Origin of the sequence: Geobacillus kaustophilus (assembly GCF_000948285.1) — a bacterium.
GTDB classification, from domain to species: Bacteria; Bacillota; Bacilli; order Bacillales; family Anoxybacillaceae; genus Geobacillus; species Geobacillus thermoleovorans_A.
In genome coordinates, this window is record NZ_JYBP01000003.1 from 2,364,105 (window position 1) to 2,378,901 (window position 14,797).

At 38.0% G+C, this 14,797-nt stretch carries 17 protein-coding genes and 1 pseudogene; 11 read left to right on the plus strand and 7 right to left on the minus strand.

Features of this window, described 5'->3' with window-relative positions:
• The 4 genes from LG52_RS19490 to LG52_RS12190 are packed head-to-tail and all read left to right on the plus strand — an operon-like array spanning position 1 to position 3,667.
• Positions 1 to 987: an ABC transporter ATP-binding protein gene (locus LG52_RS19490; RefSeq protein WP_052524508.1), complete on the plus strand. Its 987-nt coding sequence runs from the start codon at positions 1 to 3 to the stop codon at positions 985 to 987.
• Entirely contained in the window at positions 981 to 1,640 is a 660-nt protein-coding gene (locus LG52_RS12180) for a TVP38/TMEM64 family protein (protein WP_052523705.1), read from the plus strand. The genes LG52_RS19490 and LG52_RS12180 overlap by 7 nt, the downstream gene beginning before the upstream one ends.
• A 2-nt stretch (positions 1,641 to 1,642) precedes the next feature.
• Complete coding sequence (locus tag LG52_RS12185) at positions 1,643 to 2,224, plus strand: CDP-alcohol phosphatidyltransferase family protein (protein ID WP_044732142.1); 582 nt, start codon at positions 1,643 to 1,645, stop codon at positions 2,222 to 2,224.
• A gap of 15 nt (positions 2,225 to 2,239) precedes the next feature.
• A complete protein-coding gene (locus LG52_RS12190; protein ID WP_044732143.1) occupies positions 2,240 to 3,667 on the plus strand; it encodes a dihydrolipoyl dehydrogenase family protein in 1,428 nt (475 codons plus the stop codon).
• Positions 3,668 to 3,722: 55 nt separating this feature from the next.
• On the opposite strand, the gene LG52_RS12195 is transcribed toward LG52_RS12190, so the two are convergent.
• A complete protein-coding gene (locus LG52_RS12195) occupies positions 3,723 to 4,400 on the minus strand; it encodes a Crp/Fnr family transcriptional regulator (RefSeq protein WP_035066431.1) in 678 nt (225 codons plus the stop codon).
• Between the two features lie 129 nt (positions 4,401 to 4,529).
• Between LG52_RS12195 and LG52_RS12200 the strand changes: the two genes are divergently transcribed.
• Both LG52_RS12200 and LG52_RS12205 read left to right on the plus strand, forming a co-directional pair.
• Positions 4,530 to 4,757, plus strand: coding sequence for a glutaredoxin family protein (locus LG52_RS12200; protein WP_044732144.1), 228 nt, complete (start codon positions 4,530 to 4,532; stop codon positions 4,755 to 4,757).
• Complete coding sequence (locus tag LG52_RS12205; protein ID WP_044732145.1) at positions 4,754 to 5,515, plus strand: methyl-accepting chemotaxis protein; 762 nt, start codon at positions 4,754 to 4,756, stop codon at positions 5,513 to 5,515. Before LG52_RS12200 ends, LG52_RS12205 begins: the two co-directional genes overlap by 4 nt.
• Here the strand turns inward: LG52_RS12205 and LG52_RS12210 are convergent.
• Positions 5,457 to 6,572 carry a hypothetical protein gene (locus tag LG52_RS12210; protein WP_044732146.1) on the minus strand — a complete coding sequence of 372 codons (1,116 nt, stop codon included), beginning with the start codon at positions 6,570 to 6,572 and terminating at the stop codon, positions 5,457 to 5,459. The genes LG52_RS12205 and LG52_RS12210 overlap by 59 nt on opposite strands.
• An 85-nt stretch (positions 6,573 to 6,657) precedes the next feature.
• Between LG52_RS12210 and LG52_RS12215 the strand changes: the two genes are divergently transcribed.
• Positions 6,658 to 7,320 (plus strand): haloacid dehalogenase type II, encoded by a 663-nt coding sequence (locus LG52_RS12215; RefSeq protein ID WP_044732147.1) that lies wholly within the window; start codon positions 6,658 to 6,660, stop codon positions 7,318 to 7,320.
• Positions 7,321 to 7,370: 50 nt separating this feature from the next.
• Here LG52_RS12215 and LG52_RS12220 read toward each other — a convergent pair whose 3' ends face one another.
• Positions 7,371 to 7,796: a hypothetical protein gene (locus LG52_RS12220; RefSeq protein WP_035066441.1), complete on the minus strand. Its 426-nt coding sequence runs from the start codon at positions 7,794 to 7,796 to the stop codon at positions 7,371 to 7,373.
• Between the two features lie 226 nt (positions 7,797 to 8,022).
• The gene (locus LG52_RS12225; protein WP_044736153.1) at positions 8,023 to 8,226 is read right to left on the minus strand and encodes a hypothetical protein; all 204 of its coding nucleotides are present in this window, start codon (positions 8,224 to 8,226) and stop codon (positions 8,023 to 8,025) included.
• A 41-nt stretch (positions 8,227 to 8,267) separates the two neighbouring features.
• Between LG52_RS12225 and istA the strand changes: the two genes are divergently transcribed.
• On the plus strand, positions 8,268 to 9,470 hold the full coding sequence (gene istA / locus LG52_RS12230) for an IS21 family transposase (protein WP_044732149.1): 1,203 nt from the start codon (positions 8,268 to 8,270) through the stop codon (positions 9,468 to 9,470).
• Positions 9,467 to 10,222, plus strand: coding sequence for an IS21-like element IS5376 family helper ATPase IstB (gene istB / locus LG52_RS12235; protein WP_044732150.1), 756 nt, complete (start codon positions 9,467 to 9,469; stop codon positions 10,220 to 10,222). Before istA ends, istB begins: the two co-directional genes overlap by 4 nt.
• A 17-nt stretch (positions 10,223 to 10,239) precedes the next feature.
• Here the strand turns inward: istB and LG52_RS12240 are convergent, their stop codons facing one another.
• From LG52_RS12240 to LG52_RS19170, 3 genes are all read right to left on the minus strand, one after another.
• The gene (locus LG52_RS12240; RefSeq protein WP_044732151.1) at positions 10,240 to 10,887 is read right to left on the minus strand and encodes a hypothetical protein; all 648 of its coding nucleotides are present in this window, start codon (positions 10,885 to 10,887) and stop codon (positions 10,240 to 10,242) included.
• Between the two features lie 262 nt (positions 10,888 to 11,149).
• Positions 11,150 to 11,368 carry a hypothetical protein gene (locus LG52_RS12245; protein ID WP_044732152.1) on the minus strand — a complete coding sequence of 73 codons (219 nt, stop codon included), beginning with the start codon at positions 11,366 to 11,368 and terminating at the stop codon, positions 11,150 to 11,152.
• Between the two features lie 153 nt (positions 11,369 to 11,521).
• Entirely contained in the window at positions 11,522 to 12,562 is a 1,041-nt protein-coding gene (locus tag LG52_RS19170; protein WP_075261919.1) for a trypsin-like serine peptidase, read from the minus strand.
• Between the two features lie 94 nt (positions 12,563 to 12,656).
• On the opposite strand from LG52_RS19170, the gene LG52_RS12250 reads away from it, so the two are divergent.
• Positions 12,657 to 13,088, plus strand: a complete 432-nt coding sequence (locus tag LG52_RS12250; RefSeq protein ID WP_044732153.1) for a hypothetical protein — start codon at positions 12,657 to 12,659, stop codon at positions 13,086 to 13,088.
• A gap of 330 nt (positions 13,089 to 13,418) precedes the next feature.
• Positions 13,419 to 14,653: pseudogene (locus tag LG52_RS12255) on the plus strand (IS256 family transposase).
• The last annotated feature ends 144 nt before the right edge of the window (positions 14,654 to 14,797 follow it).

Below are 14,797 nucleotides of genomic sequence, written 5' to 3' on the forward strand. Positions count from 1 at the left end.
ATGAGAGATGCATTTATTTCCCTCAATTCTTTAAAAAAAGCATATGGAAATGAAACAGTTTTTCACTCAATTAATCTGGATATAAATGAAGGGGAAATGATCAGTTTGATAGGACCATCAGGAGCAGGGAAATCAACACTTCTTCGATGCATAGCAGGTCTGGAAGAATTAGATGAAGGCCATATATGGATTGAAGGAAAAGACATGTCAGCAGAGCCTGCTCATCGTCGCACGATTGTCATGATGTTTCAACAACCGTTATTATTTCCCCATATGACAGTAACTGAAAACATAATGTACGGGTTAAATTTCACAAAAATGACAAAGAGGGAGCGACTAGAACAAGTATCGTTATATTTAAAAAAAATTAACATGGAGAACTTTCGAGACTTTTATCCATTCCAATTATCTGGTGGACAGCAACAACGTGTTTCACTAGCGAGAGCATTAATTACCAACCCAAAGTTGTTGCTGCTCGATGAACCTCTTAGCAGCCTTGACAATGAATTGAGAGCAGAAATTCGCTTATGGATGAAACAATGGTTAAAAGAAAAAAAAATATCGACAATTTTTATTACACATGACAAGGAAGAAGCAATGTTGATCGGGGATCGAGTAGTTGTGATGGGAAAGAAAATCATCCAACAATGTGGGAGTCCTATACAAGTATATGATTACCCGGCTAATTCATTCGTCGCAGAATTTTTTAGCGATGGTATCGTCATCAATAACGAATTGTTTATTCATACGAAACATTTAGAAATGTCTACTTCTCCAAATGAAAGATGGTATGTGAAATGGAAAGGGCTTGTAAAAGAAGCATTCATGAAATATGGGAAGTTTTTCTATCAGATAAATATCATCGATTTGCAAACAGATGTCATCATTCAAAGCGATGTTCCTTTTTCTAACATGCAATATGTTTGGGTTGGTGTGCATTCAAAGGGACATATTCAAACATTTAAAAAGGATGAAGAAACATGTTAAAACGAACAATATGGAAAGTAATCGTATCCATAGTCATTATTATCTTTATTATTTGGTTTAATCAACATTATATTAATATAAAACCACAAGCAATACGTGAGTGGATTTTATCTTTTGGAACATTTGCACCTATAATCTTTATCGGCATATATACAGTTCGTCCATTTCTTTTCTTCCCTGCTTCTATTCTTTCATTAGCAGCGGGATTAGCGTTTGGTTCATGGTGGGGGACTATCTACACTGTCATTGGCGCAACGATGGGAGCCAGCTTGTCTTTTTTTGTCGCTAAAAAATTGGGAGAACGAATGATTCGTAAAAGTTGGAAAGGGAAAACAACGAAACTGCGAACACAATTACAAAAAAATGGGTTTTCGTATGTGCTTTTATTACGACTAGTTCCGATTTTTCCGTTTGATTTCGTCAGCTATTTAGCCGGAATAGCAAATGTGAAGTTCGTCCATTTTCTAATGGCGACATGGATCGGTATTATCCCTGGAACGTTTGCTTATAATTTTTTGGGCTCAAGTGTTGTTTCAGAAAATCAAATAATAATTGGTTTGGCCGTCTTTGTGTTTGTCATCGTTTCACTTATACCAATTATGACAAATACAAAAATACGACAAAAATTAGGATTACAACAGAAAGGAGAATAACTGTGCTCGATACACATGCGAGAAAATATGTGCAACCCCTTATTGAAACGACCGCTTCCTCTTTTTTGAAAATAGGATTAACGGCGAACCAAGTCACTATGATATCTTTTTTGATTGGTCTTTCTTCAGGAATTCTTTTTTATTTTGATTATGCAGTTGCAGCCATCGTCGTATTATGGATTTCTGGATTTTTAGATGCGGTCGACGGAACGATGGCAAGAAAGACAAACGTGTCGCCATGGGGCACAGTTATGGATGTAACATTTGATCGCGTTGTTGAAATTAGTGTCATTTTAGGAATTGCGTTTAAGTATCCTCATGTCCAATGGGCTCTTCTGTTATTGAGTGTTTCAATTATTTTTTCCATTACGGTGTTTTTAACAGTGGGTGCTGTTTCTGAAAAAAAAGGAATGAAATCATTTTATTATCAAGCGGGGTTGGCTGAACGTACAGAAGGATTTCTTTTCTTTTCTTTTATGATGTTGCTGCCTAATTATGTTTTGATTATTACGTTGTTATTTTTTGTAGTAGAAATGTTTACAGGGTTACAACGTTTACATGAAGCTCGACAACTTTTGCGCTGAAAGGGTGTGAGATAATTGAAACAATATGATCTTATTGTCATCGGTGGAGGGGCAGGAGGATTGACTGTAGCTGCCGGGGCAGCTTCTCTTGGAGCGAGAGTAGCTCTTATCGAAAAAGAAACACACCTTGGTGGTGATTGCTTACATTTCGGCTGTGTTCCGTCAAAGGCGCTTATTAAAGTAGCTTCCGAAATATATGAAGCAAAAAAAGTAAGGGAATGGGGGATGAACATAGAAGGAAATATTAATTTAAATCAAGTTACACAGCGAATCAAAGCAGCCATTATGCACATTCAACACCATGACGATATTGACCGATTTAAAAAATTAGGGGTCGATGTGTATATTGGTAAAGGAAAATTACGTTCTGCTCATCACGTATGGATCAACGATGAGGAAACGATATTTGGAAAGCGCATAGTCATTTCAACAGGATCAAGACCTTTTGTGCCTCAGATTGATGGTTTAGAAAAAGTTAATTATTTAACAAATGAAACAATATTCAACATTGATTTCGTGCCTAAAAAGCTTCTTGTCATTGGCGGTGGTCCAATCGGTATAGAACTCGCTCAAGCCATGGCAAGGCTAGGGAGTGAAGTGATTGTTATTGAACGTTCTAATGAGATATTACAACAAGAAGATGAAGAAATCGTTCAATTAGTAAAAAAACAACTGATGCGTGAGCTAACGATATATACTAATGCATCTATTCAAAAAATCATAGCTACGGAAAATAATAAAAAAATTGCTGTAATCCACACTCAGGACAGGGAAATCGAGATGGAAGTCACCGATATCCTGATTGCTTCTGGAAGAGTTCCTAATACAGATACAATTGACCTAGATAGAGCGGGTGTTCAGTACGATAACAAAGGACATATTATCGTGAATGAATATTTGCAGACAAATGTTCCGACTATTTATGCGATCGGAGATGTAAATGGAAAATTCCCATTTACACATGTAGCTGGAATGGAAGGGAAACTAGTTGTACAAAATGCTGTACTAGGACTAAAACGAAAAATAAACTATTCGAATGTGCCATGGGTCACATTCACTCATCCGGAAATTTTCCATATAGGATTAACAGAACAACAAGCCCGCCAACAACACGATCATATTCATATCTTTAAAACACCATTATCTACTGTTGATCGTTTCGTAGCAGACTTCCAAACAGAAGGAATGGTAAAAATAATTACTGATAAAAAAGGATACATCATTGGAGCACATGCTGTAGGCCAAAACGCAGGGGATTGGATGCAGGAAGTAGTATTTGCTAAGCAGTTTGGTAAAAAAATTGGTCAACTCTCTCATGTCATACACCCATATCCAACTCATGTAGCAGCCGTTCAACATACAGCTGACTTATATTGGCGCGAGAAATTATTTCGCGGCTGGATTCCAAAATTAGTGAAACAATACATTCGATTATTCCGATAATAAGCATAAAACATAGGACAATCTAAGAAAAGGGACTCATTCTCGGCGAGTCCCTTCAATAATCTAATAGCTCTAATGCTTTTTCGACATGAATAGCTAAATGAATTCCTTTTTTAATAAAGCCGTCTCTTTTTAATTGACTCATAACTGCGCTTGTTGTTTCGCGCGATGCACCAACCATGCTAGCGATGTCTTGATGGGTGAGCTTCATTCCAATTGTTTGCCATTCCTTTTTTCGTTTTCCTGTTTTTTCGCTTAGTTTCAATAACAAATACAAAATCCGATATTTCACATCACTTAAGGCGATTTTTTCACTTAAGCTGTATAATTCTTTTAACCTCGTTGACAATATATGAATAAGTTTCAAAGCGATTTTTGGGTTTTTTTCGATAAATGTTTCAAATTCTTTTTTACCTAACAAGCATAAGTACGTATCAGTCATTGCTTCCGCATATATTTGATCATCCGTTAATGATAAAGTGGATGTTTCACCAAAAATATTTCCATCAACTAAAATATCAACTGTAAACTGCTTTCCGCTTGCGTTCATACGATACAAACGTACTTGCCCCTTTTTTAGCAAGAACAACGCTTCAATTTTTTTGTCTGGAGATAGGATAAGCGTTCCTTTTTTTACAGGTTTCATTTCGCTTATTTGATCAATGATGTGCAACTCTTCCATCGGTAGCTCATCAAGTAGACTAATTTGTGACAATAAAAATAACTTATCCACGTTACATATGCCTCCTTAGCAATAAACTCCCTCTTTACATTATAGCTGTTTTTTTATCGATTCCTGTAATCCATCTTACAGTATGTGAGAAAATAATGGTGTAAAATAGTTACGCTAGGAGGTTTTTTTATGAATTATATTCTTTATACGATCGATGGTTGTAGTAAATGTCATATGGCACGAAAGCATTTACTTGAAGAAAATATCCCTTTTTTAGAAATAAATATATTAAAAAACCCTTCTGCTGCTATACAATTAAAGAAAAAGATGAAAGAGATCATTGCTCCCGTGCTCGTTTCAGATGACAGAATCATTGTCGGAAGTGACATTTTATTAATGAAAGGAGAAATAAGATGAGAAACGAAAATATTCAAACAATTAAAAATGCAAAACAAGTAATGGGAAATCAAAAAGAACAGATGGGACAGTTTCTTCACCTTGCAGAAGACATTGTAAACTTGTCCATTGTTTTATCGGAAATGTCTAGCCAAATTAACGAACAAGTAGATGAAGCAGCTACCTATGCAAAAGATGGAAAATTGTCTATGGATGAGATGACGAAGGTAATGGAAAGTATTGATGGTTTATCTTCTATGTTATTAAATAAATCAAATATATTATTGGATTTGTCTACTTTATTAACAGAAATTATCCAATCGCTACACAAAATATCTGCCCAAACCAATTTGTTAGCTTTAAATGCTTCGATTGAAGCAGCGAGGGCAGGAGTAGATGGAAGAGGATTTGGTGTTGTTGCTCAAGAAATCCGAAAACTTTCTGATGAAAGCACAAATGCAACAACACAAGCTAGGCAATCGGTCACTTCTATTATCAATGAAATAAAGAGTATTTATCAATTATCTAAGTCAGGAAGAGAAGAAATGGAAAAAGGAATGGATATCGTCCAAAAAACAGTAGAACGATTTAATTGTATCGATCAATCAATTTCTCGTGTAAATCAACAAAAAGCTGATCTAACTTCCATTTCTTCCATATTAAAAGAAAAAAGCGCTCAATTGGGGACGTTAAGCAATTCCATTTCCCAAAATCGTCAAGTTATTGCAAAAGGATTAGATGCAGCGCTAGATGTATATAATTTACCAACCACAGAATGATGGGAGGGATGATGAGCAATATGTAGGGAACAGCACCGTGTTTATTAACTGCTGTTCTCATTCCATGCATACACACAATCGGCGCGCTAAGTATAAATGACCATCCAGCAACAGCGGATACTAACTTCTCTGAAAAAGATAAGTCAGAAAACAACCATGTAACAGTTCGAACAACAAATACAGCAACAATAATTGTTTTTAATATAAGTATAAAAAAGAATGTATAAGACAATCGAGTCCAATCAAAAAAAGCTATTTTTTGTATTGAAGTCATAATAAATAAATACAGTCCTACTGTCCCTAGTTGTTGCAACATGATCGTTTTTTCATCCGGTTTTAATTGTTTAGTTTTCGCTAATAAACCATAACAGAAACCACCAAACATTGCATACACATAATCATAAAGAAAAAGCACCGTTATATGTTGAGTAAGTACGACAATTCCGAATGAAAACAGGATAACATAAGCTGTTTCCCTCGTGAAAGGAATTGTCATTTTTTCTTGATACAAATGGTTGATTAGATCCATGCTATTAGAAATGTTCTGTTTTTTCAACCATTTACTCACGATCAGTAAAAAAACAGGTGTTAGAAAAAAAACAATAGCTAACTGTCCATAACCCCAGAATACGATCTCACTTTGAATATAAGACGGGACAGTCAATTTGATGAAATCTTCATTATACGCAAAAAACCAGTCGCCCATAATAAAATTATACGGTTGTGGAACGAAATATGATATGAATGCGAAAGAAAATAATAATGCAACACATATTGCTAACAAAATGACGAAACGTTTGAAAAAAAGTTTATTCACAAAAAGGGATATTTGAAAGCCGATCGAGAATAAAAAAATAGTGACAGCAACCCTTTGAAATAAAAAAGGTGACTCTAGAGAATAATGAAAAATCACTTTTGTCAAAATAGTGATAATTAACAAAATAACACTTCCGATAAAAGGGATAGACAAGTAATAACGGTGTAAATGGTATTTGCGTTCAAGGAGTTCACTAATTTTAAGTATTATCCCTAATAAAGCAGTAAATAAAATAACCATGACTGTATATATCCCCCTATATTTATAACTTACAAAACAACCTATAGAAGAAACAAAAAGCTTAAATCCACAAAGGAGTGTAACTATGAAATACCGAGCTTATGTATTTGATGTGTATGGTACATTATTTGATGTGTATTCTATTTCTGAAAAGTGCACATACTATTTTGGGGATAAAGGCATATCAATCAGCCAATCATGGCGCCAAAAGCAACTGGAGTATTGTTTTTTACGCCAAATCATCGGCACGTATATCCCGTTTCACGAAATTACAAAAAACGCACTCCAATACGTATGTACTGTTGAACAAGTATACATAACAGAAGAAATCATTACCGATTTGTTACAAGCTTATCACTATCTTTCATTATTTACAGAAGTGAAACAAGCACTGGAAATGTTACAAAGCGAAACACTTGTTGTTTTTTCCAATGGCTCTGTTGATATGCTACTTCCTTTGCTAAATAATTCAGGGTTAACGAGCTATTTCCACTATATCGTCAGCGTAGATGAAATTAAACAGTATAAACCTTCTCCGCTAGCGTATCAGCACGTATGTAATCGGCTAAACATGCAGCCAAAAGAGATTTTATTTTTATCTTCGAATACATGGGATATTGTAGGCGCTAGCCAATTCGGATTTCAAACTGCTTGGATTAACCGTGAAAAAGCGACTATGGATTTACTTGACGTCACACCTAATTATATGGTAAACAATCTGCAAGAGCTAATCGTGCAACAGAAATAAAAAGAACATAGGGAGAGGGATCGAATTATTTTTCGATCCCTTTTTTAAGATTAATTCGTTACATTCACATCCGTCTCTGCCGTTTTTCTTTCTGCTATCTTAACTGTTGCTGCGAGAACAAACGAGAAAAATAAGTGCGTCATCAAACTCATTAATTGTTGTGGTTCAAAAGCATGGGCTATCATTGTTCCCATACCAAGCATAAGTGGCATAATCACTAGGGGACCTACAATCCAAATTATAATTCCATAAATGACTGATAAGATAAACATATGTTTAGTAAATGTGACAAGGTAACCAAATACTGCACCAAAAATGATACTAATTATCATATGAATACCCCAACCAACAACGGTACTTTTGCTTCCCACCATCATTGCAATCATCGGAATCATCCCCATCATTTGCATCATAATCCCAAATATGATTCCGCCAACTACGCCACCGAGTACTCCTGTTTTTAATAAACGACTCATATTCAAGCACTCCTTTCTTGTTTTGTAAATCCATCATACAAAAAAACGATTAGAATTACTGTAAGCTGGATTACAACCTGTAAAGTCGGAAGGAGAGAATGAATGACACCAACGGTTTTCGAAGTGAGTATTGTTGAACAACATTTTTATTTTTCCGATCGCTGGCACAAAAACCATGCCGAGGCTAAAAACGAAAGCGGTGTCAGAAACGACACCAGCTTCTTGTTTAATCTTTTTTCTTTAATACTTCCTTTAACAAATCACCTAAACTTGTGCCAAATGATTCGTTTTCGGCACTATATTTTTTCAATAACGCCCGTTCTTTTTGACCAAGTTTTGCTTTTTTCTGCTCATTGGCTTTTTCAATGACATTGCAAGGTGTTAAAGCCGATGATAAAATCCCCAATATAGCCGGAATAAAATTCCCCACTTACAATAGAACCATAGTGTTAACGAGAGGAGCTATGGTTCATGATGACGAGAGGGGAATTTTTTATGATCAAAGAGATGTATGAAAGGGGAATGAGTATTTCCGATATTGCGAGGGAATTGGGGATCGATCGGAAAACCGTCCGAAAATATATTCACTCCCCCAATCCCCCTTCCAAATTCAAGCGAAAACCAAGAAAAAGCAAGTTGGATCCATTTAAACCATATCTTCAAAAACGGATGTTAGAGGATGGGGTGTTTAATAGCGAAAAGTTGTTTTTCGAAATTCGACAACAGGGCTACACGGGAGGAAAGACGATTTTAAAGGACTATATGCAGCCTTTCCGAGAGACGGCGAAAAAGAAATACACCGTTCGTTATGAAACGCTTCCTGGCGAACAAATGCAAGTCGATTGGAAAGAAGTTGGGGAGGTCGTGATCGAAGGGAGAAAAGTCAAGTTATCGCTATTTGTGGCCACGTTAGGCTATTCGCGGATGAAATACGCGGTATTTACGACCAGCCAGGACCAGGAGCACTTAATGGAATGCCTGATTCAAAGTTTCAAGTACTTTGGAGGGATTCCAAAGAGAGTGTTATTTGACAATATGAAGACCGTTGCCGACGGCCGGGAACAAGGAGTGGTGAAATGGAATCAGCGATTTTCTGAATTTGCGAGTTACTATGGATTTATTCCAAAAGTATGCCGGCCCTACCGGGCCCAGACAAAGGGGAAAGTCGAACGAGCCATTCAGTATATTATGGATCACTTCTATGTAGGAACATCGTTTGAAAGTATCGAAGAATTGAATTTCCTTCTCCATCGTTGGCTCGATCAAGTGGCGAATCGGAAGCCAAACGCCACTACCGGCATTCCTCCGCAAGAGCGTTGGGCAGAGGAACAGTTGAAACCTCTCCCACAGAAAGATTACGATACGAGCTATCTTTCCTATCGGAAAGTGCATTGGGATGGCAGTTTCTCCTACAAAGGGGAACAATGGCTCTTATCGGCGGAGTATGCGGGCAAAGAAATTCTGGTAAAGGAGCGATTGAATGGGGATATTCGGTTGTACTATCGAGGGGAGGAGATTTCTTACTTGAACCAACAGAAAAAAGTAATGGCATTCGCCGAAAAAATAAAAAAGAAACAGACGGAAATGGCGGCCACCATTTCGCCTGTTTCGGTGGAAGTGGATACTCGTCCATTGTCCGTTTATGACGCATTCCTGCGAGGGGAAAGCTCATGAAAGAACGAATACACGAGTATTGCCACCGACTCCATTTGCCTGTCATGGCGGAACGATGGTCCGCCATGGCAGAATACGCAGCTACTCATAATATACCATATTCGGAGTTTTTATTCCGCTTATTAGAGGCAGAAATCGTCGAAAAACAGGAACGATCGATCCAAACGCTCATCAAGCTGTCCAAACTGCCATATCGCAAGACGATCGATACGTTTGATTTTACCGCACAGCCTTCAGTGGATGAGCGTCGGATTCGAGAGCTGCTTACGTTGTCTTTTATTGAGCAAAAAGAGAATATCCGTTTTCTCGGTCCACCGGGGATTGGAAAGACGCACCTGGCGATTTCGATTGGAATGGAGGCGATCGTAAGAGGATATAAAACGTATTTTATTACCGCCCATGATTTGGTCACTCAGTTAAGAAGAGCCGACCAGGAAGGAAAGCTGGAAAAAAAGCTTCGTATGTTTGTGAAGCCAACTGTTCTCATTATGGATGAAATGGGGTACTTAAAACTGGACCCGAACAGCGCTCATTACTTATTTCAGGTCGTCGCCCGTCGGTACGAACATGCCCCGATTATCCTCACTTCCAACAAAAGCTTTGGGGAATGGGGAGAAATCGTGGGAGACTCGGTTTTGGCGACAGCGATGTTAGATCGATTACTGCATCATTCTATGATTTTCAACCTAAAGGGGGAAAGCTATCGATTACGGGAAAAAAGGCTCCAACAAGAAAAACAGAAGGATCCATGAGGTCCTTCTGGGGAATTTTAAACCGGCGATTTTGGGGAAAAAATAATCGGCCTTGACACAACTCCCATGACATTATTGGGATCCAAGGCTGCTTCTTTAGCTTCAAATTGATAGGTAAGGTTAATAAACCACTTATTTTTATGATTGATTATTTGAGATGCTGTATATGTATAATCGCCATTTATAATTCGTTCTAATATGGTTTGCTGGGTTTTATCGTTTGCCTTTATAAGTACATCAAATACTCCGTTTTTCCGTCCCAATTCATTTTTATACTCTCTATTAATTAAACCGAGGCTTAATACATACCCATCATTACATTTTTGGATTTTCATTGATTGCTTAACGATATCAATTGGACAATCTTTTCTAAAGCTAGGGATGGAGCGGTCACCGCGTAAAATTTCTTTTAAGTCACTATTCCATTTATCTACCGCTCTTTTAATCGTTTGCGCAAGGTTTGCACTGGCGATCTTGCTAAATTCATTCTTTAGACGGTTATAAGCGTATCCGTGCATACTTGTGTATCCTAGAATATCTTTTGGTTTAGGATACTGACCGTGTATCTGCTTGTAATCTGCACTAAATCCTTGATATTCCCAACACAATTGAATTGTTTTGTTTAATGCAATACGAGTTTCTTTTTGGATTTCACGGAGAACCATTCCTAACTCATTCCATTCTGCGTTTAAGGGTTTGATAATTTATTTGATACCTCATTACTTTCGTATGCTTCATCGGTTAACAAACCTCTCTTTTTCTTACAACCAAGGTTATTTCTACATAATTTATTTTTACATCGAAGCGCTAATACCTTCTTTTATACACTCATTATTTGTAAGCTATCGCAAGATTTTCTAAAAGTTTTTATTCATTTTGTAAAAAACACTGTGTATTAAAAAAGCCATCTCGGATGAGAAGGGCTTTTCATATGGAATCATCTTCATCGTCCTCATGGAAAAACGGATATTTCAGGAGCATTTTCTGGAATGAACCTTCATCCTTGATTGGGAGTTTGCGCTGTGGAGATTTGTAGTAGCACTTCTGATGCATGACAGTGTTGATGGTGTCGAGGAATACTTTCTCGTCTGGCCGAACCGGTTCAGAACACACGGGACAACGCAATTTGCCAACGATTTCGAACATGGGATCGCTCTCCTCAACACTTCTCTATACTACATAAATAAAAAAGCCCTGCAAATCATTACCAAGATCTAAAATCTAGAAATCCTTAAAAAAACAAGAGGTAAGCATATATATGTTTGCTTACCTCTTGTTTTTCTTATTCCACTAGCACTCCTAGTTATTTTGAGCACCCCAAGTTAAAATGAAATTTTTAGAAACTGTTGAAAAGGCAATTCCCCAACTAGAAGTACTATTTAAAGATACAGCATTCCAATTACTAGTTAACATAATTGGCCCACCACTCATTCCTGGTGTAACATAGGCAGTATGTGTAATGGTATTATTTTCAATTTTACTTATATTACCAGAGCTTCCATACATGTAATAGTAATATGAACCATTGGACATAAATCCTTTATCGGCAGGATAACCTACTGAAAAGATGTTATTATTAACTTGCGGATTGGTATTAATAGTTAAATAGTTTGGATGATTTATACTTGATGACAAATTAATTACAGCAAAATCGTATTGTACATCTTTATAGTAGATACTGTCTGCATCTGGCGGATTGGCTAGTTGCCATGAGCTAGTAACATATGCTGTCGTTGATGCCATCCCTCCATAAGGTAGTTGAGTCCCGTTTTCTGCAGGATACACATACCATGCTTGATAAAATTTATTATTGTAAGTATCATAAACACAATGTGCTGCAGTAACAACAGTATTTTTGTCAACAAACCAACCGGTACAACTATAGCCATATGTGCCATCTGTATAATCTATTTGAGCTATAGCATTATAAGGGTAAGTTGTAGTTGGATTTATCCGAACTCTATTATCAGCTGCTGCAGTTTGAATTGGTAATGAACTAATTGCTGAATAATTCTTTGATTCTAAATTTTTGGATTCTAAAGTAAAAGGAAGTTTTAGTATCTCTCCTTGAGAACTAAAAGAGGTGATTGACGGGTCTTGTTGAAGTTTTTTGAGGTCTTCACTGCTTAAATTTTTTACAGGCTTTTTAGTGCTTTTAATATAATTTAATAATCTTTCAGTACGTTCCTTTCCTATTTTCGGACGCGTAATTTTTTCGTAAATATCATTTTTGGAAGTCGCTTCGTTGAACGTTGCTGCAAGAGTTTTGTTCGCTAAACTCATACCGGAAAGTAAAAGTGATAACACTAGTGAAAATAAAACAATTCTCGCCTTTTTCAATTTGTCCCCCTCCTTAACATTGAATTTTCTTTAAATTTAGTATACTATAACATTAGTTGCAAATAAAGTTTTTTTTGTATTTTTTTTGAAGGAGGTGTTTAAAATAAAAAAAATATTTTTATTGGCTATTACCATTATTGTATTGCTAGTCGCTTGTTCCAATAAAAAAGATGCGGTTAATCAACTCCCTAATAAAATACCTGTAACCATACAAATACTAGATAAGAGTGGCAAGTATTCTAAGTTCTTAGTGCATATTTCTGCAAAAGGATATCAAACCAAAGAAATTGCCTATGTTCCTAAAGATAAAACTATGATTGTGAACAAAAAATTTTTTACATTGAATTTATATGTCGGTATTAAATATACTTTTCAAGTCTCCCCGACTAAATACGATACTATTGATGAGTATTTAAAAGCGAAGAAAGCGTCAGGGGGTACTAACAAAGGTGAAAATTTACCGATAAGTAAAATACAATTCACCCCCAGTTTAAAAAATGATAAATTAACTATTTCTATAGAATGACATTTCGGGCTCTTCACCACAAAGTGTACTTGACAAATAAAGACGATCATGATAGAGAAAATCAAAACAGCGTTTTTCCTTTTAATACCATACGTCTCTTTGAGCAACAAACATTGCTATCATGTTTGTCTTTAAAAGTCAAGTACATCTTTTGGTGATGAACCACATTTCGACAAAAAAGAGAGTAAAATATGGATCAGCATCAAAGTCCGTTCTAGTTAAGTCCATATAATTGTGTAAAAAAGGGAAATAGAAAAAGAGCCATGTTGCTTCCCCTTTGATAGAATAAACAGTGGACCAAAAACACCAAACATAAGGAGGAATGCAACCATGGCTCAATATCATATTACCCTAAATGATGGACTTTTGCACGGGTTATTCGCCAGAGATGAGGAATTAGCGAAGCTGCTGGAACAAGTCCTGAATCAAATCCTCGAGGCCCAAGTGGAAGAACAGCTGGGGGCTCGTCGTTATGAACGAACGGAAGAACGAAAAGGCTATCGAAATGGTTCATATCCATGCCAGCTGACAACCCGGGTGGGGCGATTGACCTTGCGCGTTCCACGAACAAGAGATGGAGAGTTCTCTACGAAACTGTTCCAACGGTATCAACGGAGCGAACAAGCACTGGTGCTGCCACTCATGGAAATGGTGGCAAACGGGGTGTCTACCCGAAAATCACCCAAATCACAGAGGAGTTGTGCGGCACCTCGTTTTCCAAATCCACAGTTTCCTCGCTGTGCAAGGGGCTGGATCCAATTATCCAAAACTGGAATCATCGTTCCTTGCATGAACACGTGTATCCGTTTGTACTGGTGGATGCGATTTATACGAAAGTCCGGGAAGATGGGCGGGTGCGCTCCAGAGCCGTGTTGATCGCCACGGGAGTGAATGAGGAAGGATATCGGGAAATTCTTGGTCTGCAAATCGGAAACAGTGAATCGGAGTCCAGCTGGAGCGAGTTTTTTGAGTGGCTGAAACATCGGGGGCTCCGGGGAGTGGACTTGATCATCTCGGATCAGCACGGCGGGCTGGTGCAAACCATTGAAAAGCATTTCCAAGGAGCGACATGGCAGCGATGCCAAACACATGTTATTCGCAATATCCTCGATGCCGCACCAAAGTATAGGCAGGATGCCTTGCTCGAGGAGGTTCGGGGGATTCTTCATGCCCCAAACAAGCAAACGGCCCGGCTGTTATTGGAACAAGTGCTGGCCAAATGGGAAGAAAAAGCCCCAAAAGCCATGCAAATCCTCGAAGAGGGATTCGAAGACGCCACCGCCGTATTGGACGATCCGGACCGTTACCGGCGGCGCCTGCGTACGACCAACGGAGTGGAACGGCTGAACGAAGAAATCCGCCGCAGAGAACGGGTCATCCGCATCTTTCCGAACCGGGAATCGGTGTATCGCCTCGTTGGCGCCGTGTTGATCGAAATCGATGAAAAATGGATGTCAGGGCGCAAATACTTGGATATGTCTGAATATTGGCAGTGGCGGAAAACGAAAGAGCAAGAAGCTCGACCGGTGAATCAGGAGGCTCCGGCGATCAAGAGAGTGGGATAACCTCTTCGCCGTGTCAAGGGAGAACGTGGAATACCGGAGCGAAGCGAGGATATGCCGCGAAAGCTCCTTGACACGCCTGTTCCTTGACAACATGATCATTGGTCCGGGAAGGCGACCGGCAGGGAGACTTGCCGGACTTGCCTA